Here is an 18,745-nt window from a genome sequence, read left to right as displayed (position 1 = left end):
CCGCTGACTGACGGAAAAGAAGGCAACCAATGGCATAGCATTTATTTATGGTGCGGGAAAACATCGGTAGTGGAGTACGTTCCGTCGCTGATTTTTTGCTCACATCTGGTTACCAGAAAAGTTCTGAATTTACATGAATTCGACGTTTGGCTTGAAAAATAACGCTTTTTATTCCAGGCTTAAAACACGCCGATTACATAATGAGGACGGAATATGAACAAAAAATTAGCAGGATTGATGGGCGCAGCAGCAGTATTAACCATGCTGGCAGGGTGTACGGCCTATGACCGCACCAAAGACCAGTTCACACAGCCAGTTGTTAAGGATGTCAAAAAAGGCATGACCCGTAGCCAGGTTATGCAGATTGCCGGTAAACCGTCGTCTGAAGTCACCATGATTCACGCGCGCGGAACCTGCCAGACTTATATCCTGGGTCAACGGGATGGTAAAATTGAAACCTACTTTGTCGCGCTGGACGAGACCGGCCACGTGATGAACTCCGGCTACCAGACCTGCGCCGAGTACGACACCGATCCGCGTAACAACAAATAACTACGCGTCACAAGCTGAGAGCTACGAAAGCCCGACTATTGGTCGGGCTTTTTTATGGCGGCTAATGCTTATTTAATTGCGCGAATTATTTGGGGGAAATGTGAGGGTAGTCAAAACGCGAGGTCAATGAGAGACAATTCTGTTCAACAGGGAATTATCCTGCCGCCAAATGTTGCCGTATACTCAATGCATAAACAAAACTAACCGCAAGTTACCAGTCTTACCGGCTCTCAGCCATTGCTGAAGCCCAGGTCCTACACATTGAGGAAGCGTTCATGGAAAAGAAACATATCTATCTGTTCTGCTCGGCTGGCATGTCCACTTCATTACTGGTCTCCAAAATGCGCGCCCAGGCGGAAAAGTATGAAGTCCCGGTAATTATTGAAGCGTATCCTGAAACGCTGGCCGGTGAAAAAGGACCGGAAGCTGATGTTGTATTATTAGGACCCCAAATCGCTTATATGCTGCCGGAAATTCAACGTCTGCTGCCAAACAAGCCGGTAGAGGTCATTGATTCCATTCTGTACGGTAAAGTCGATGGTTTAGGTGTATTGAAGGCGGCCGTCGCGGCCATTAAGAAAGCTGCAGCACAATAATTTTATTTTTTAAACTCGCGATATGTTGGCGTCTGGTGGTTAATTAATACTAGCCGCCACTATATTCAACAGTTTATTTTCCCGTCAAAGAGTAATTTCATACATCATCGCCGTAATATTTTATTGCGGCTTTTAAGGGTATTGACTATGAGTAAAGTGATCGATTCGCTTGAAAAGGTACTCCTTCCTTTTGCAGTTAAAATAGGAAAGCAACCGCACATTAATGCGATTAAAAACGGCTTTATTAAATTAATGCCGCTGACCCTCGCCGGGGCCATGTTCGTATTAATCAACAACGTTTTTCTGAGCTTTGGTGAAGGTTCTTTCTTTTATTCAATGGGGATTCGCCTGGATGCCTCCACCATTGAAACCTTAAACGGCTTTAAAGCCATCGGCGGTAATGTTTACAACGGTACGTTGGGCATTATGTCGCTGATGGCGCCGTTCTTTATCGGCGCCGCGCTGGCCGAAGAGCGTAAAGTCGACCCTATGGCAGCTGGTCTGCTGGCGGTCGCCGCCTTTATGACCGTCACGCCTTATAGCGTGGGTGAAGCCTATGCCGTCGGCGCCAACTGGCTCGGCGGGCAGAACATCATCTCCGGGATGATTATCGGCCTGGTGGTGGCGGAACTGTTCACCTTTGTCATTCGCCGCAACTGGGTCATCAAACTGCCGGATAGCGTGCCGTCATCGGTATCGCGCTCCTTCTCGGCGCTGATCCCGGGCTTCCTGATTTTGTCGGTCTTCGGCATTATTTCGTGGATTCTGTCAAACTACGGCAGCAACTTCCATCAGATCATCATGGACTCCATCTCCACGCCGCTGGCGGCGATGGGCAGCGTCGTTGGCTGGGCGTACGTTATCTTTAACTCCCTGCTGTGGTTCTTCGGGGTGCACGGTTCGCTGGCGCTGACGGCGCTGGATAACGGCATTATGACGCCGTGGGCGCTGGAAAACATCGCGCTGTATAACCAGTATGGCTCTGTCGACGCGGCCATTGAAGCCGGCAAACAGTTCCACTTCTGGGCGAAGCCGATGCTCGACTCCTACATCCTGCTGGGTGGTTCCGGTGCGACGCTGGGTCTGATTATCGCCATCTTCATCGCTTCTCGCCGCGCCGATCATCGTCAGGTCGCTAAACTGGCGCTGCCGTCAGGCATCTTCCAGATTAACGAACCGATTCTGTTCGGCCTGCCGATCATCATGAACCCGGTCATGTTCATCCCGTTCGTGCTGGTACAACCGATTCTGGCCGCGATTACGCTGGCTGCATACAGCCTGGGCATTATCCCACCGGTGACCAACCTGGCGCCGTGGACGATGCCAACCGGTTTGGGGGCCTTCTTTAACAGTAATGGTAGCGTTGCAGCCCTGTTGGTCGCGCTCTTCAACCTTTGTGTCGCTACTGCCGTGTACCTGCCGTTCGTCATCCTGTCGAACAAAGCGCAGAGCACCATCGAGCAGGAAGAAAGCGAAGAAGATATTGCTAACGCACTGAAATTCTGATGTCGAGCGGTACGGGTTCTCCCCGTACCGCCTGAGAAACGAGGGAAATATTATGTTTGATCTGGATAACATCGACGCGGTAGAAACCCCGGAAAATGACCTCGAAGAGGTGGTGATGGGGCTGATTATTAACTCCGGACAGGCGCGTAGCCTGGCCTATGCGGCGCTGAAGCAGGCGAAGCAGGGAGATTTTGCCGCCGCGAAATCGATGATGGAGCAATCGCGGATGGCGCTGAGTGAAGCGCATCGCGTCCAGACCCAGCTTATTGAAAGCGATGAAGGCGAGGGCAAGATGAAGGTGAGTCTGGTGCTGGTTCATGCGCAGGATCATCTGATGACCTCAATGCTGGCCCGTGAACTGGTGGCCGAATTGATCGAGCTGCACGAGAAGGTACAATAGGCTATCCGAACGATGAGGCAGCCGAAGATGATGACCACAGAGATCAGTACCGCCAGGGAACAACAGCTCTTCAACGGGAAAAACTTTCATGTGGTCATCTATAACAAAACGGAGAGCGTGAGCGGGCTTCACCAGCATGATTACTACGAGTTCACTATCGTTTTAACCGGGCGCTATTATCAGGAAATTAATGGCAAACGGGTGCTGCTGGAGCGCGGGGATTTTGTCTTTATCCCAATGGGGTCGCACCATCAGAGCTTTTATGAATTTGGTGCGACGCGCATTCTTAACGTTGGCATCAGCAGACGCTTCTTTGAGAAACATTATCTGCCGCTGCTGCCGTTCGGGCTGGTCGCCTCTCAGGTCTATGCGGTGCAAAGCGCCTTTCTCAGTTATATCGAGTCGGTTATTGCTTCACTGAATTTTCGTGAGACTGAATTTGACGAATTTATTGAACTGGTCTCGTTTTACACCATTAACCGCTTGCGTCATTATCGTGAAGAGCCCGTTGAAGATGTGATCCCTCACTGGCTGAAAAATACCGTAGAGGATATGCACGATAAAAATAAATTTGGCGAAAGCGCGCTGGAAAATATGGTGCAATTGTCCGGGAAAACGCAAGAATATTTAACCCGGGCGACCCAGCGCTATTATGGTAAGACGCCGATGCAGATCATTAATGATATCCGCATCAATTTCGCGAAAAAACAGCTGGAAATCACCAACTATTCGGTCACTGATATTGCGTATGAATCAGGATATAGCAGCCCAAGTCTGTTTATTAAAACGTTCAAAAGGCTGACCTCATTTACGCCAAGCAGTTATCGCAAACAACTGACCAATATTAATTAACTCGCAGCGGTATTTACCGCGCGGTTTATTCATTCAAGTTAACTGTCCGCATTTATGCGGAGAGCGGTCTACGTCTACGCGTAGCGCCTAAGGGAGAGAGATATGAGCCAGAAATTAAAAGTCGTGACTATTGGCGGCGGCAGCAGCTATACCCCGGAATTACTGGAAGGTTTCCTCAAACGCTATCACGAGCTGCCGGTAACGGAACTGTGGCTGGTGGACGTGGAAGAAGGGCAGGAAAAGCTCGATATCATCCATGCGCTGTGCCAGCGGATGGTGGAAAAAGCCGGCGTGCCGATGAAAGTCTACAAAACTCTCGATCGCCGCGCGGCGCTGGAAGGGGCGGATTTCGTCACCACGCAGCTGCGCGTAGGCCAGCTGAAAGCGCGTGAAAAAGATGAACGTATCCCGCTAAGCCATGGCTATCTTGGCCAGGAAACCAACGGTGCGGGCGGTCTGTTTAAAGGTCTGCGTACCATCCCGGTGATTTTCGATATCGTCAAAGATGTGCAGGAAATTTGCCCCGATGCGTGGATCATTAACTTTACCAACCCGGCGGGTATGGTCACCGAGGCGGTATACCGCCATACCAATTTCAAACGCTTTATCGGCGTGTGCAACATTCCAATCGGTATGAAGATGTTTATTACCGATGTGCTGCAACTGAGTCCGAGCGATGAGTTGAATATCGATCTGTTCGGTCTCAACCACCTGGTGTTCGTTCGCGATGTGCTGGTCAATGGCGTGTCGCGCTTCGATGAACTGCTGGACGGCGTGGCTTCTGGCCGTCTGACCGCGAACTCGGTGAAAAATATCTTCGACCTGCCGTTTAGCGAAGGGCTGATTCGCTCACTGCGCCTGATCCCATGCTCATATCTGCTTTATTACTTCAAGCCGAAAGAGATGCTGGCGATTGAGATGGGCGAATACTACAAAGGCGGCGCGCGCGCTCAGGTCGTACAGAAGGTTGAAAAGCAGCTGTTCGAACTGTACAAAAATCCGGATCTGAACATTAAGCCGAAGGAGCTTGAGCAGCGCGGCGGCGCTTACTACTCTGATGCCGCCTGCGAGGTGATTAATGCCATCTACAATGATAAGCAGACCGAGCACTATGTGAATATTCCGCACCATGGCCATGTTGATAATATTCCGGCCGACTGGGCGGTAGAAATGACCTGTACGCTGGGCCGCGACGGTGCGAAACCCACGCCGCGAATCACGCATTTTGATGAAAAAGTGCTGGGGCTGATTTATACCATCAAAGGCTTTGAAGTGGCGGCCAGCCAGGCGGCAATGAGCGGTGAGCTCAATGATGTGCTGCTGGCGTTCAATTTAAGCCCGCTGATTCATTCGGATCGTGATGCCGAGCAGTTGGCGCGGGAGATGATCCTCGCCCATGAGAAGTGGCTGCCGAACTTTGCAGTGACTATCGAAAAACTGAAACAGTAACGGGAGCGGCCGATGGAACGCGTATTGATCGTTAACGCCGATGATTATGGCCTGAGCAAAGGGCAGAATTACGGCATTATCGAAGCCTGCAAGAATGGACTGGTGACATCGACTACGGCGTTGGTCAACGGCGCGGCTATCGGCCACGCCGCCCAATTAAGCCGTAGCCTGCCTGAGCTGGCGGTAGGCATGCACTTTGTGTTGACGCTGGGCGAGCCATTATCGGCGATGCCGGGGTTAACCCGCGACGGGCGGTTGGGCAAATGGATTTGGCAGATGGCGGAAGAGGACAGCCTGCCGCTGGATGAGATCGCCCACGAACTGGAGTGTCAGTACCGGCGTTTTATCGAACTGTTTGGTTGCGAACCAACGCATATCGACAGCCACCACCATGTGCATATGATCGCGCAGATCTATCCCATTGTCGCCGCCTTTGCGCGCGAAAAGGGCGTCGCTTTGCGTATCGATCGTCAGGTGGCGGCGCTGAATGGCCTCGACCAGGATGCGGCGCGCAGTAGCGATGGCTTCAGCAGCGAATTTTATGGTGAAGCGGTTTCACAAGCGCTGTTCCTGCAGACACTGGATGCGTCGATTGAACGGCAGGAAAACTCGCTGGAAGTGATGTGTCATCCGGCATTTGTCGATAACACCATTATGTGCAGCGCTTACTGCTATCCGCGGCTGACCGAACTGGACGTGCTGACGTCCGGCGAACTGAAGTACGCTATTGCGGAACGTGGCTATCGGCTCGGAAACTATCGCGACGTATAAAGAGAGGAAAGCCCGGCAGCCATGAACTGCCGGGCTTTTTATTATGCGGGTATGGCCGCAACTTTACTGCTTCTTGACCAGACGCGATGCGCGGCCAGTAGCGTCAGCAGCTTATCGACGCTAAGCGTATTAATCGCGTCGCATTCGATAACCCCTTCTTCACCCGTAGCGGGCACCTGTAGCAGCGAACTAAACTGCCGCGCATCGCCCGCCAGTAAAATGGGCTTCAGATGCTTATAGGCTTCCAGCAGATAGTAGCGGGCATCGCCGTTATCGCTGATGCTGCTCAGATCGCCGCCGGGAACGATAACCGCATCAACCGTCAACGACGGCGAGCCGGCGAAGGTTCCGGCGATCGGTAGCTGCGATCCATCATCGGCGCTGACTTCGCCCATACGCGAATAGAGCAGTTTGCTGTGAACGCCTATGGCCTGTAGCGCCTGTAGCAGGTTGAGTACATCCTGCGCGCAGGTCTTCTCGTTGAGTAATACCGCGACAATTCGTCCTTTTACGTCGCCATCGCCATCGGCGTAAAGGCTGAGGGTCGGGTCTTTCTCCACGCCGTTAACCGGCGCAGGCGGAGCAATATTCCGCTGCTCATCGCTGAGTTCGATACCGAGATTGTTGGCTACCGCTTCCGCCAGCCCGATATCAATATGCGCCAGATGATCGACCACCCGCTCGCGGATCCAGACTCTGACCACTTTGCTCAGCTCAAAACTAAAGCCGCCGATAATGTGCTGCTGCTCAATCGGCGTCTGGCTGAGCCAGAACAGGCGAGGCTGGGCGTAGTACTCGCCGAAGGAGGGGCTACGGTTACGGATTTTCTCGCCATCAACGCGTTCCGCCAGCGATTCAAAGCCGCCGCGTTTCGGCGCCGGCGGCGTTTCACGAGGCCAGTTATCGTTGATAGAGTTGGGTTCATAGTTTGCCGGATTGGTATCAATCTCCATTCGGTGCATGCCGTCACGCTGGAAATTATGATACGGGCAGGTAGGGCGGTTAATCGGAATTTCGTGGAAATTTGGCCCACCGAGGCGGCTAATTTGCGTATCGGTATAGGAGAAGAGTCGCCCTTGTAACAGCGGATCGTTACTAAAATCGATACCCGGCACAATATGACCCGGATGGAATGCCGCCTGTTCGTTCTCAGCGAAGAAGTTGTCGGGGTTACGGTTAAGCACCATTTTGCCGACTCGTTGAACGGGCACCAGCGCTTCTGGAATGAGCTTGGTCGGATCCAGCAGATCGAAGTCGAAATTGAACTCGTTTTCCTCCGGAATTAACTGCAGGCCGAGCTCAAATTCCGGATAATCGCCAGCCTCGATGGCTTCCCATAGATCGCGGCGATGGAAGTCCGGATCGCGGCCTGTTAATTTCTGCGCCTCATCCCACACCAGTGATGCTTTACCGGCCACCGGCTTCCAGTGGAAGCGCACAAAGGTGGCTTTGCCTTCAGCGTTGATCAGGCGGAAGGTATGAATACCGAAGCCTTCCATTGTGCGATAGCTGCGCGGCAAGCCGCGGTCGGACATGGCCCACATCACGTTATGTAATGTTTCCGGCTGCAGCGAAACATAGTCCCAGAAGGTGTCATGGGCGCTTTGTCCCTGCGGAATTGCCCAGTGCGGTTCGGGTTTCACCGCATGGACAAAGTCAGGAAATTTAATCGCATCCTGGATAAAGAAAATAGGCGTGTTATTGCCCACCAGGTCGAAAATGCCCTCTTCGGTATAGAATTTGGTGGCGAAGCCGCGGATATCGCGCACGGTATCGGCCGAGCCCGCGCCGCCCTGAACGGTGGAGAAGCGGACGAAAACAGGGGTGATTTTTTCCGGCGCGGACAGAAAATCGGCTTTGGTAATTTCTTTCAGGCTTTTGTAAGGCTGGAAATAGCCGTGCGCGGCGGAACCGCGAGCATGAACGATACGCTCGGGAATGCGTTCATGGTCAAAGTGGGTAATTTTCTCACGTAAGATAAAATCTTCAAGCAACGTTGGTCCGCGGTTGCCGGCGCGTAACGAGTTTTGATCGTCGGCGATGCGTACCCCCTGATTGGTGGTCAGCGGAAAGTTTTCACCGCCTTTACGCTGTGGCTCGAGGGTATCTAATTTAATGCTGTGGGTATCCGGCGCTTTCAGGCTACCCGGCGCCGTCGGCTCCTCCCCGGGCGCGGTTGGCTGGGGAGTAGGGCGCCACTCGCGGTCTTCTGGCGCCAGTGAATCGAGGCCCGGTTTTGCTTCATCGCTATCGTGTACCGGAGCCTGTCGGCTGTGTGGGTCGTGGTGCTTATCTGACATCTGCTCGTCTCCTGCTTTCATTGCTAAAAGTGGTCGTTGCTAAACCAAAACCCTTCTAACTATAGAACATTGTGCTGAGGATGCTGCTCAGGCAGGAATAGAGTTATCCTAAAATGCGCATCGTGCCAGGAGGGGCGACGAAAAGGGGGGCAATCGGCTATGATAGGGGTTTATGTTCCCGCTTTGCTTAGTGAATCCATCTGTTATGAAATCATTGCGCCAACAAAATCGCCCTATCATTAGCTACGTGCCGCGCGTCGAGCCTGCGCCGCCGGATCATGCCGTTAAAATGGACCATTTTCGCGATGTCTGGATATTGCGGGGCAAATATGTCGCCTTTGTACTGATGGGCGAGCGTTTCCGCCGCTCGCCGGCGTTCACCGTGCCGGAATCGGCGCAGCGCTGGGCTAATCAGATTCGCCAGGAAGGTGAAATAGAGGCATGACCTCATAGGAAAATAAAAAAGCCGCTGAAATTCAGCGGCTTTTTTGTGGCTGTTAACGTTAGCGATGCGCCAGTTCGGCGTCTTCTTCACTATCGAGGATGGCTTTATCCGTCTGGCGCAGCCACTGACTGGTCAGCGTGCCGGCGGTCATTGAACCGTTAACGTTGAGGGCGGTACGACCCATATCAATCAGCGGCTCGACGGAAATCAGCAGTGCGACCAGCGTGACCGGCAGACCCATCGCCGGCAGCACGATCAATGCCGCGAAGGTGGCGCCGCCGCCAACGCCGGCTACGCCAGCGGAGCTCACGGTGACGATACCCACGAGGGTGGCAATCCACATTGGATCCAGCGGGTTGATGCCAACGGTTGGCGCGACCATTACCGCCAGCATTGCCGGATAGATACCGGCGCAGCCGTTCTGACCAATCGTCGCGCCGAATGAGGCGGAGAAGCTGGCAATGGATTCCGGTACGCCCAGACGGCGCGTCTGCGCTTCCACGTTCAGCGGAATAGAAGCCGCGCTGGAACGGCTGGTGAAGGCGAAGGTAATCACCGGCCAGACTTTACGGAAATACTTCAGCGGACTGACGCCATTGACGGCTAACAGCAGACCGTGCACCACAAACATGATGCCCAGCGCGATGTAAGAAGCCACTACGAAACCGCCGAGCTTGATGATGTCGTGCAGGTTGGAACCGGCAACCACTTTGGTCATCAGCGCCAGCACGCCGTACGGAGTTAACTGCATCACCAGACGCACCAGCTTCATCACCCAGCCCTGCAGCGTGTCGATGGCGGTCAGGACGCGTTGGCCTTTCTCCACATCGTCTTTCAGCAGCTTCAGCGCCGCGACGCCAAGGAACGCCGAGAAGATAACGATGCTGATGATCGAGGTCGGGTTCGCGCCGGTCAGATCGGCAAACGGGTTTTTCGGCACAAACGACAGGATCAGCTGCGGAACGCTCAGATCTGATACTTTACCGACATAGTTGCTCTGGATGGCGTTCAGACGGGCGGTTTCCGCGCTGCCCTGTACCAGGCCTTCAGCGGTGAGGCCAAACAGGTTGGTCACCAGTACGCCGACCAGCGCGGCGATAAGGGTGGTGAACAACAGCGTACCGATGCTCAGGAAACTGATTTTACCCAGCTGTGAGGCATTGTGCAGGCGCGCCACCGCGCTCAGAATAGAGGCGAAGACCAGCGGCATAACGATCATCTGCAGCAGTTGCACATAGCCGTTACCGACGATATTAAACCACTGAATAGAATCTTTCAGAACCTGGCTGTCGGAGCCGTAAACCAGCTGCAGGCCGAGACCAAAGATAACGCCGATAACGAGACCGACCAGTACTTTTTTAGCGAGGCTCCACTGTTTGTGGCGGGTTTGAGCCAGCGCAAACAGTAAAACCGCGAACACGACAACGTTCGCTATTAATGGAAAATTCATCCCCGTTCTCCTGATATCTTGTTACCTGGGTTGGTCTGAAACCAACTCTTATGGCGCCAAGAGTAGCAGAAGGCCTTATTGCTTTCTTATACTCAAATGGAATGGGTTATAACCAAAAAATCATTTAGCGTATTTATCGTTCAGCCTGATGGCTAATAAAGCGATTAAAGGTTATTTGCAGCGAATTAATCATATTGGATGACCAGCGCACGGCGCTATTTTCGGCCATGCTTTGCGGCATCCAGACGGCGTAAATGAACAGCGCCATGCACAGCGCGCGCTCGAGCTGATTGCCTTTGCGCGGCGCGAGGATCGGTAGGCGGAACCGCCAGCGGCAGGGCCACAGCAGCGGTACGCCGGCCGGGGTGAGCATATCGGCGAGTATATGACTGAGGTAGCCGAGCACTAAACCCTGCAGCGCATCGGCAGGGATAATCCAGCTCTCAGGCACTTTAAGATAGAACAGCGCCAGCGCGCCGAATACCGCCAGCAGGCTGTGGGTAAAACCGCGATGGCCAAAGGCGCGGGCTACCGGTTTGGAGACCCAGCTTAAACGCTGCCCGAGGAACGATTTCGGATGGTCGATATCGGGCAGCAGGCAGGTCAGCACGGCGGAAGGAACGATATGCCACCAGTCCCCCTGCGCCAGCACGGGGGTTAATTCTGCATTTTTTGCAAATACCGCACAGGCGATAGAAAAGAAGAGGTGGCCTTCCGCCGTCATGATAAAAACCCTAAACTGTCAATTCATACAGTATAGGGTTTTTATACAGTATACGGAAGAGGTGACGGTGTAACTCTTTGTCACAAGGTTGACACATTTTGACGACACCAATGTCAGCGCACGCCGCTTAGCCGCGCAGATCTGCTACCGTCAGCTGCTGCAGAGACGTCAGTTTCACATCGGCCAGTACAAAACGCGGATCGCGGCTGTTTTCTGCTTCCGGAACCACAATTGAGCGCATTCGCGCCGCTTTGCTGGCGATCATGCCGTTAACAGAATCCTCCAGCGCCACGCAAGACATCGGCGCGATGCCAAGCTTAGCGGCGCAATCGAGATAGACCTGGGGGTGCGGTTTGCTGTATGGCAGATGTTCGGCGGAAGCCAGCGCGTCAAACTGGTCGCGTAGTTCAAACATTTCCAGCACTTTTTCCAGCATATGCAGCGGCGACGCCGAAGCGAGACCTATTTTTAGTCCCTGGGCTTTACACAGCGCCACGGCTTCACGCACGCCGGGCAGCAACGGCCGCGACTCCTCGACCAGTTGAATGGCGCGGCGGATAATGCTGGCGGTTACCTCTGCGCGGTCTGGGCCGCGCCAGGGCTGTTGCGCAAACCACAAATCGACCACCAGGTCGATGCGCAGCCCCAGCAGGTCCGGCAATTCATCACGGCGGCTAATATCCACTCCGAGGCTGTCCAGTACCTCCAGCTCTGCGCGGTCCCATAGCGGCTCTGAATCGATAAGCAGGCCATCCATATCGAAAATAGCGGCAAGAATCTGACGCTTCGCTGACATAAGTTCCTCTCCATTGGCGTAAGTAGATAACGAAATTGTCCATATGGTATATCATACCGCGCTGAAGCAGGCGAAATTCGCTGACGAAGATAGACTTATACCTGACTCTATGGCGGCATGGAGAGTCTGGCGTTTTAAACAAGGGGAACTCATGACGTATCAACAAGCTGGACGCATTGCGGTCATTAAACGCATTTTGGGATGGGTCATCTTCATTCCAGCCGTGCTGTCTACGCTGATTTCCGTACTGAAATTTATGTACGAGCATAGCGAAAAGAAACCGGGTATTGATGCGGTGATGATGGATTTCGCCCACCTGATGATTGAGATGGTGCGTTTTAATACGCCGTTCCTGAATTTCTTCTGGTACAACTCGCCGCTGCCGGAGTTCAAACATGCGTTGAACATCGGTTTCTGGATTATCTACGCGCTGGTGTTTGTTGGCATGGCGTTGCAGGCTTCCGGCGCGCGGATGGGCCGCCAGGCGAAGTTTCTACGCGAAGGGGTGGAAGATCAGTTGATTCTGGAACAGGCTAAAGGAGCGGAAGGTCTGTCTCGTGAACAGCTTGCCGAACGTATTGTCGTACCGCGTCATACCATCCTGAAGCAGTATTTTACGCTTTACGTGCTGCCGATTGTGGTGATTGTGATTGGCTATGTTTTCTTCTCACTGCTTGGCTTCCTGTAAATAGACAAACGGCCCGGGTAACCGGGCCATTTATCATTCGGCAGGCAGCGCTCGCGGCTTGCCTTCATTGTCTACCGCCACATAAATAAACAGGGCTTCCGTTGCCTTATAACGCTGGCCCAGCGGTTCCGTCGATACTTTTTTCACCCATACCTCAATATTAATGGTGATTGAGGTGTTACCGCGTTTTACGCAGCGGGCATAGCAGCACACGACATCGCCAACGGCGACCGGGCGTAAAAAAGTCATACCATCAACACGGACGGTCACAACGCGGCCGCGGGCAATCTCTTTGGCCATAATCGCGCCGCCGATATCCATCTGCGACATCAGCCAGCCGCCAAAAATATCACCGTTCGCGTTGGTATCCGCCGGCATGGCCAGGGTACGTAAAACCAATTCGCCCTTCGGGGCGAGATCTGTTGTTGTCATTCTATACTCTGTACTAGTCAAAGAAGATCAGGCGCGATGCTACTATGAAAACGGCGCAGAGAGAATAGGGGAATACGCCCGTCGGTACGGTTAAAACGGGGTTTTGGCAAAGGTCGGGACGCGAGTTGAAAAAAGAAGGCGGTACGCGCCGGCCAGCGCGTACCGTTGAGAGGTATTAGTGCTTATCGTCCTGCGGCATGTGGCGGTAGATATAGACGCCGCTCAACAGGGTGAAGACCAGGGTCAATGCCGTTAAACCGAAGACTTTGAAGTTGACCCAGATATTCTGCGGCAGCCAGAACGCGATGTAGATATTGGCCAGTCCGCAGAGAATAAAGAACAGCGCCCAGGCCAGATTCAGCCGTGACCACACCTGCTGCGGCAGCGTCAGCTCTTTGCCAAGCATGCGTTGGATAAGCGGTTTTTTCATTACCCACTGGCTGAACAGCAGGGCGCCAGCAAACAGGGCGTAGATGACGGTCACTTTCCACTTAATGAATTCATCGTTGTGGAAGAAGATAGTCAGACCGCCGAAGACGGCGACAAGCACAAAAGTGATCAGCGCCATCTTTTCAACTTTACGATAGCGCACCCAGCTATAAATGGGGACCACCGCGGTGGCGACGATCAGCGCGGTGGTTGCGGCGTAGATATCGTAAATCTTATAAAAAGCGAAGAAGACTACGAGCGGTAAAAAATCGAGAAACTGCTTCATACATCAATTCCGTCGTTCAGGAAGGGCCGGAATACTCGGCCCAGATTAAAGTTAGTTGCGAATAAGCATATACAAGCGGAACAAATAGATCAGCAACAGCGCAGAGAACAGATTGCTGATGGTATTAATGACCACGGCGGCGACGTTTGGCGACAGCGTTGCGAAGCTTGAAGCAAGCAGCAGCAGCGCCGTTTTTGCCAGCAGCCAGCCCAGTACCGCTGGCGCCACCAGACGCATATTAGCCCACGCCAGACGCATACTGCCGCGCATTGCGCTAAAGATGCCGATTTTATCCTGCACCAGCATCACCGGCGCGAACGCCAGGACAATCGCCAGCAGCACGCCCGGCACCAGCACCAGCATCATCCCCATCTGTACCACGAAGGTGGTGAACAGGATAAGCAGCAACAGTTTCGGCAGAACCGGCGCCGCGGCGCCGATCGCCCGCAGCGCGCTGACGCGATGCCCGGCGGAGATCAGCTGGATCAGCAACAGTACGCCGCCGACGAGGATGGCATTCCCCACCAGGCCGGAGAAGGTTGAGGCTGCCGACGCGCGCAGCAAGATCTGCTGCTGTTCCGGCGTCATGTTCTGCACCAGCTCAAACAAGCCGGCGCTGCCCGCCAGGTTATCGCCTTCGCTGAGGATCGATAACTGCTCGTCACTGGGCGAAAAGGCATGGCCAATGACTACCGTGATGAACGCGCATAACAACGCAATCAGCAGAATAGTAACGAACTGATTACGAAAAAAATTCCCCGTGTCACGGTAGACGGACTTCGCCGTGATAGACATGCATTCTCCTTGAGTCTTGCAGGTGTTTTAACTAGCCGGGGATTGTACCGCAAAACGTGGTTGGGTAGCAGTCTCTGCCGCTGTCACGGTAAGTATATCTTTGTAAAGAGTTCCCAGCGGCGGCAGGCCGTAGCGGGCACGGGCGCGATCGCACGCTTCGTTGAGTTCGCCGCCTTCGCCTGACATAGCAAATTCGCGGCAGGGGGAAGGCCGCTGATGATAGATGGTGCAGTGCACCGATTCGCCGATTTCGCCGCTTAAGGCTGTGCAGCGGCTTTGCCGCTGATTGGTGCCGCTCATGCAGCGCAGAAAAGGGGTAAGGGGTTCGGTGAGCTGCGTAGGTACCACGCCGCCGGCGTCGTCGGCTTCAGCCCAATAGAAGGAGACTCGAAAATACGCACAACAGGCACCGCACGTCATGCACGGGTTGATTTCACTCATAATTACACCTGAAAAAAACGCATCAACACAAATTGTCGGCAATTAAATTAGCTATCCGCACGATCGGCGACAAGAGGGGGACGCAAAAATTTTTCTCACGGGTAAAAATTGATGTAAGGACAAATCAGAACGTTACTGAGTGCTGCAAAAATTAATCTGGATCAATAAATGTTAAATCTAATGGCCTGGTGTGATCTAAAACAGATCAAAACTAACTCATTGTAGGTATATTTGCTGCCGCTGATAAAAACCATAATGGGGACATGGATATGAAGAAAATTGCAGCGGCGGCATTGATCTTAGGTACGCTTTCTGGTGGTAGCGCCTGGGCGCATGAAGCGGGGGAGTTTTTTATTCGCGCGGGTTCGGCGACGGTTCGCCCGACTGAGGGTTCTGACAACGTACTGGGTAGTCTCGGCGGTTTTAACGTCAGTAATAACACCCAGTTAGGTTTAACCTTTACCTATATGGCGACCGACAATATCGGTATCGAACTGCTGGCGGCAACGCCGTTCCGCCACAAGGTCGGTACCGGGCCGACCGGCACCATCGCTACCGTACACCAGTTGCCGCCGACGCTGATGGCGCAGTGGTACTTTGGCGATGCGCAAAGCAAAGTGCGCCCGTATGTCGGCGCCGGTATTAACTATACAACCTTCTTTAACAATGATTTCAACGATACCGGTAAGGACGCCGGGCTTTCCGACCTGAGCCTGAAGGATTCATGGGGCGCGGCAGGACAGGTTGGCCTGGATTATCTGATTGACCGCAATTGGCTGCTGAACATGTCAGTGTGGTACATGGATATCGACACCGACGTGAAATTTAAAGCTAACGGAGAGAATCAGACCGTCAGTACCCGTCTGGACCCGTGGGTGTTTATGTTCTCTGCCGGTTATCGGTTCTAATGGTTTAAAAAAACTGGCCGTTCGCGGCCAGTTTTATCCTCTTCAGACCAACCGATGGGCGTGCAGTTTGGCGCTTTCCATAATGCTATCCATTATCACCTGCACGCGATGCGGCAACACGCCTCGTTGACGATAAATCAACCACGCCTGCATATTCACGCCGCGTTCTCGTGGCAGACAGGGCTGTAGCGTACCCGCTTCTAATTCCGCCGCGACGGAGTAAAAAGGGGCATATACGATGCCCAGGCCCTGCTTGGCAAGCTCGATAGCCGGCAAAATGTTATCGCATACGCTGGAACCGTTGACCTCTACCTGAATACTCTCACCCGCGGCGTTATAGCAATGCCAACTGTTGCGGATCCCGCCCAACGTACGCAAAGTGATGCAGCGGTGCTGCGCAAGCTCATCAACATCGTGCAGAGGCCACTGCACAATATAATCCGCGCAGGCAAACAGCCCCATGCGAAAGCGAGTGAGTGGCCTTGCGATCAGGCTTTCGTCCTGCGGTTGGAAAAAGCTAATCAGCAGATCGCAATCGCTATCGAAAAGCGTCCCGTGTTTCTGTTCGCGCTCGTCGGGATTGCGGGTGAGAATATTGACGGTTAATTCAGGCGCCGAACGTAGCACCGGCGGCAAAAGGTATCGGGCAAGGAAAGCCTGAATGCCGATCGGCGCGCCGAGCGTCACCATGCCGTTGAGGCTGCGTTTCCAGGTACCGGACATATCCAGCAGATCATTATGCTTATCCAGCAGAATATCCGCCCGGCGCAGGAACTGCTCGCCAAACTCGCTCAGGATTAACGCCCGTGGATGGCGGATAAAGATCTCCAGCCCCAGGCGCCGTTCCAGCGCATTCAGCGCCCGCGACACATTCGACTGCGGCATGTCCAGTAGTTGGGCGGCTTTGCTCACGCTTGCCGTTTCGGCAATCATGCGAACGATGCGGAGTTCGTCAATGCGCAGGTCTTTTTCTTTCACAAGGTTGGTTCTTTTGGTTTGCTATATCAAAAATGATATACATCTTTGCCGTCATTGTCATATGACTTCTGGCCAGTAGCTGGGTATTATTTGCGTGGATTATTTATTACAGCCGAAAAATACAGAGAAATAATTCGATGAAAATAACAACAATGGCTGCGTTATCTGCAATTTTGCTGCTGGCGGCGTGCGCTTCCAGCGTAACCGAAAAAGAAAAACATATTGAATATGACGATATTATCAAGGGACTATCGGTTTCGGCGGAAGAGATATTATTCCGGAAAGATAAAAGTACTGATTTTTACCGTTATCAATATTTGGTCTATCAGTCGGAAAATGATTATTCTCGGAACAGCTGCACTATTACAGTGAGTGGCATTGCTAATTATAAAACAGCGTAGTTAGTACGGTTTACCTTTTTTATTACCAGGTGTTATTATGTTTCTCGACTACTTCGCCTTAGGCGTGTTAATTGCCGTGTTTTTAATTTTATTTTACGGCATTATTATTATTCATGATATTCCCTATTTATTGGCCAAGAAACGCCAGCATCCTCACCAGGATGCAATTCATGTCGCCGGCTGGGTGAGCCTGTTTACCCTGCATGCGATTTGGCCGCTGTTGTGGATCTGGGCCACGCTGTATCGCCCCGAGCGCGGGTGGGGAATGGCGCATAAAGGCGAAGATAGCGCCGAAATGCATCAGCGAATCAGGCAACTTGAAAGCGAGCTCAAGCGTCTGCAGGAGCAACAGATAACTGTAACGACAAACTCGTCAAATAACCGCTGAGGCCAGTGTATGGATTTACTCATTATTCTTAGCTATGTGGCGTTGGCCTATGGCGTATTTAAAATTTTCCGCATCCCGGTTAATAAATGGACGGTGCCAACGGCAGTCCTTGGCGGCGTGTTTATTGTCGGCGCGCTAATTCTGACCATGAATTATAATCACCCGTATACCGACCGCGCGCAAAAAATAGCATTGTCGATCCCGATTGTACCGCAGGTGTCGGGGGCCATCGTAGAAGTTACCGATAAAACGAATGTGTTATTACGCAAAGGCGAGGTGCTGTTTCGTCTTGATGATAGCCGTTATCGCGCGCGATTGAATAAACTGGAGGCGGATCTCAGTGCCGCCGAAGCGGATATCAGAACCCGGAAAGCGGCACTGAGTGAAGCCGCTGCCAACGTCCAGCGGATGACGGCGGAATATGAACGCGCCCGTCAGGATTATCAGCGCTATGCGAAAGGCGCGTCGATGCCGGTAAATCCTTTTTCCGAGCAGGATGTGAATCACGCCGAGCAGCAATATCAAGCGCAATCTGCGGCCCTGCGGGCGGCTAAAGCCCAGTATCAACAGGAGTTCGAAAGACTTTCGGCGCGTTTCAATGGCGAGGATGCGCAAATCGCCAGCCTGAAATCGCAGATTGCCGAGGCGCGTTATGACCTTGAACAGACGGTATTCCGCGCGCCCAGCGATGGTTATGTCACTCAGGTGCTGGCGCGTCCGGGAACCACGGCAGTTCGTCTGCCGTTCAAACCGGTGATGATTTTTATTCCGCAGCAGAAACGCCAGGTGGTGGCGGTATTTCGCCAGAACGCCATCCTGCGCCTGGAGCAGGGGGACGAGGCAGAGGTGGTGTTTAATGGCTTACCGGGGCAGGTGTATGCCGGCAAGGTCACAAAGGTACTGCCAACCATTCCCGACGGTAGTTACCAGGCGAGCGGCGCATTACAGGGTTTAAGCGCCACGCCCGGTCGGGAAGGGGTTTATGTGATGATTGACCTGGCGGCGAGCCGCGATCTTGCCCATTTACCTGATGGGGTCAGTGCCCAGGCGGCGGTGTATACCGACCATTTTGCCCACGTGTCGGTGATGCGTAAGGTGCTGTTACGGATGACCAGCTGGTTGCATTATCTGTATCTCGACCACTAAAAGCTGAAGTTG

The 18,745-nt window shown here is 53.1% G+C and carries 22 protein-coding genes and 1 pseudogene; 14 read left to right on the top strand and 9 right to left on the bottom strand.

Going from position 1 to position 18,745, the window contains the following annotated elements:
* Positions 1–213 precede the first annotated feature (213 nt).
* The 8 genes and pseudogenes from osmE to chbG all read left to right on the top strand — a co-directional run bounded on the left by osmE (position 214) and on the right by chbG (position 6,126).
* Positions 214–552: an osmotically-inducible lipoprotein OsmE gene (gene osmE / locus AC2CGP_RS04095; RefSeq protein ID WP_015366182.1), complete on the top strand. Its 339-nt coding sequence runs from the start codon at positions 214–216 to the stop codon at positions 550–552.
* 275 nt (positions 553–827) lie between these two features.
* Entirely contained in the window at positions 828–1,148 is a 321-nt protein-coding gene (chbB, locus tag AC2CGP_RS04090; protein ID WP_015366183.1) for a PTS N,N'-diacetylchitobiose transporter subunit IIB, read from the top strand.
* 70 nt (positions 1,149–1,218) lie between these two features.
* Positions 1,219–1,284: pseudogene (locus AC2CGP_RS04085) on the top strand (hypothetical protein); the annotation flags it as partial.
* An 11-nt stretch (positions 1,285–1,295) separates the two neighbouring features.
* Entirely contained in the window at positions 1,296–2,654 is a 1,359-nt protein-coding gene (chbC, locus tag AC2CGP_RS04080) for a PTS N,N'-diacetylchitobiose transporter subunit IIC (protein ID WP_015366184.1), read from the top strand.
* A gap of 52 nt (positions 2,655–2,706) precedes the next feature.
* Positions 2,707–3,054, top strand: a complete 348-nt coding sequence (chbA, locus tag AC2CGP_RS04075; protein ID WP_015366185.1) for a PTS N,N'-diacetylchitobiose transporter subunit IIA — start codon at positions 2,707–2,709, stop codon at positions 3,052–3,054.
* A gap of 12 nt (positions 3,055–3,066) precedes the next feature.
* Entirely contained in the window at positions 3,067–3,906 is an 840-nt protein-coding gene (chbR, locus tag AC2CGP_RS04070; RefSeq protein ID WP_026612280.1) for a transcriptional regulator ChbR, read from the top strand.
* Between the two features lie 102 nt (positions 3,907–4,008).
* Positions 4,009–5,355, top strand: coding sequence for a 6-phospho-beta-glucosidase (locus tag AC2CGP_RS04065; protein WP_484502284.1), 1,347 nt, complete (start codon positions 4,009–4,011; stop codon positions 5,353–5,355).
* A gap of 12 nt (positions 5,356–5,367) precedes the next feature.
* Positions 5,368–6,126 carry a chitin disaccharide deacetylase gene (chbG, locus tag AC2CGP_RS04060; protein ID WP_032708299.1) on the top strand — a complete coding sequence of 253 codons (759 nt, stop codon included), beginning with the start codon at positions 5,368–5,370 and terminating at the stop codon, positions 6,124–6,126.
* 41 nt (positions 6,127–6,167) lie between these two features.
* Here chbG and katE read toward each other — a convergent pair whose 3' ends face one another.
* Positions 6,168–8,426, bottom strand: a complete 2,259-nt coding sequence (gene katE, locus AC2CGP_RS04055; protein ID WP_047063789.1) for a catalase HPII — start codon at positions 8,424–8,426, stop codon at positions 6,168–6,170.
* 172 nt (positions 8,427–8,598) lie between these two features.
* Between katE and cedA the strand changes: the two genes are divergently transcribed.
* Complete coding sequence (cedA, locus tag AC2CGP_RS04050; protein ID WP_071596072.1) at positions 8,599–8,871, top strand: cell division activator CedA; 273 nt, start codon at positions 8,599–8,601, stop codon at positions 8,869–8,871.
* A gap of 58 nt (positions 8,872–8,929) precedes the next feature.
* On the opposite strand, the gene AC2CGP_RS04045 is transcribed toward cedA, so the two are convergent.
* From AC2CGP_RS04045 to hxpB, 3 genes are all read right to left on the bottom strand, one after another.
* On the bottom strand, positions 8,930–10,321 hold the full coding sequence (locus tag AC2CGP_RS04045; RefSeq protein ID WP_015366191.1) for an L-cystine transporter: 1,392 nt from the start codon (positions 10,319–10,321) through the stop codon (positions 8,930–8,932).
* 133 nt (positions 10,322–10,454) lie between these two features.
* Positions 10,455–11,045 carry a metal-dependent hydrolase gene (locus AC2CGP_RS04040; protein WP_032708295.1) on the bottom strand — a complete coding sequence of 197 codons (591 nt, stop codon included), beginning with the start codon at positions 11,043–11,045 and terminating at the stop codon, positions 10,455–10,457.
* 127 nt (positions 11,046–11,172) lie between these two features.
* Positions 11,173–11,841 (bottom strand): hexitol phosphatase HxpB, encoded by a 669-nt coding sequence (gene hxpB / locus AC2CGP_RS04035; protein WP_015366193.1) that lies wholly within the window; start codon positions 11,839–11,841, stop codon positions 11,173–11,175.
* 151 nt (positions 11,842–11,992) lie between these two features.
* Here hxpB and AC2CGP_RS04030 point away from each other — a divergent pair, with 151 nt between their 5' ends.
* A complete protein-coding gene (locus tag AC2CGP_RS04030) occupies positions 11,993–12,529 on the top strand; it encodes a YniB family protein (protein ID WP_015705757.1) in 537 nt (178 codons plus the stop codon).
* Between the two features lie 33 nt (positions 12,530–12,562).
* On the opposite strand, the gene yciA is transcribed toward AC2CGP_RS04030, so the two are convergent.
* The 4 genes from yciA to AC2CGP_RS04010 all read right to left on the bottom strand — a co-directional run bounded on the left by yciA (position 12,563) and on the right by AC2CGP_RS04010 (position 14,912).
* A complete protein-coding gene (yciA, locus tag AC2CGP_RS04025) occupies positions 12,563–12,961 on the bottom strand; it encodes an acyl-CoA thioester hydrolase YciA (RefSeq protein WP_015705756.1) in 399 nt (132 codons plus the stop codon).
* Positions 12,962–13,136: 175 nt separating this feature from the next.
* A complete protein-coding gene (locus tag AC2CGP_RS04020) occupies positions 13,137–13,676 on the bottom strand; it encodes a septation protein A (protein ID WP_484502283.1) in 540 nt (179 codons plus the stop codon).
* 51 nt (positions 13,677–13,727) lie between these two features.
* The gene (locus tag AC2CGP_RS04015) at positions 13,728–14,471 is read right to left on the bottom strand and encodes a YciC family protein (protein ID WP_015366197.1); all 744 of its coding nucleotides are present in this window, start codon (positions 14,469–14,471) and stop codon (positions 13,728–13,730) included.
* 27 nt (positions 14,472–14,498) lie between these two features.
* Positions 14,499–14,912: a YkgJ family cysteine cluster protein gene (locus AC2CGP_RS04010; protein ID WP_015366198.1), complete on the bottom strand. Its 414-nt coding sequence runs from the start codon at positions 14,910–14,912 to the stop codon at positions 14,499–14,501.
* A 269-nt stretch (positions 14,913–15,181) separates the two neighbouring features.
* Here AC2CGP_RS04010 and ompW point away from each other — a divergent pair, with 269 nt between their 5' ends.
* Positions 15,182–15,820, top strand: a complete 639-nt coding sequence (gene ompW, locus AC2CGP_RS04005; RefSeq protein WP_015705753.1) for an outer membrane protein OmpW — start codon at positions 15,182–15,184, stop codon at positions 15,818–15,820.
* A gap of 42 nt (positions 15,821–15,862) precedes the next feature.
* Here the strand turns inward: ompW and AC2CGP_RS04000 are convergent, their stop codons facing one another.
* Positions 15,863–16,798, bottom strand: a complete 936-nt coding sequence (locus AC2CGP_RS04000; RefSeq protein ID WP_213759728.1) for a LysR family transcriptional regulator — start codon at positions 16,796–16,798, stop codon at positions 15,863–15,865.
* 137 nt (positions 16,799–16,935) lie between these two features.
* On the opposite strand from AC2CGP_RS04000, the gene AC2CGP_RS03995 reads away from it, so the two are divergent.
* The 3 genes from AC2CGP_RS03995 to AC2CGP_RS03985 are packed head-to-tail and all read left to right on the top strand — an operon-like array spanning position 16,936 to position 18,733.
* Positions 16,936–17,199, top strand: coding sequence for a hypothetical protein (locus AC2CGP_RS03995; protein WP_015366201.1), 264 nt, complete (start codon positions 16,936–16,938; stop codon positions 17,197–17,199).
* Between the two features lie 37 nt (positions 17,200–17,236).
* A complete protein-coding gene (locus AC2CGP_RS03990) occupies positions 17,237–17,587 on the top strand; it encodes a DUF3302 domain-containing protein (RefSeq protein ID WP_032708289.1) in 351 nt (116 codons plus the stop codon).
* A gap of 9 nt (positions 17,588–17,596) precedes the next feature.
* Positions 17,597–18,733: an HlyD family secretion protein gene (locus AC2CGP_RS03985; RefSeq protein WP_213759729.1), complete on the top strand. Its 1,137-nt coding sequence runs from the start codon at positions 17,597–17,599 to the stop codon at positions 18,731–18,733.
* Positions 18,734–18,745: the final 12 nt, after the last annotated feature.

The sequence above is a fragment of the Klebsiella sp. SYXHC3 genome, from assembly GCF_057196925.1.
Note: the sequence above shows the minus strand (reverse complement) of the source record. Positions and strands in the feature narration are given on the sequence as shown.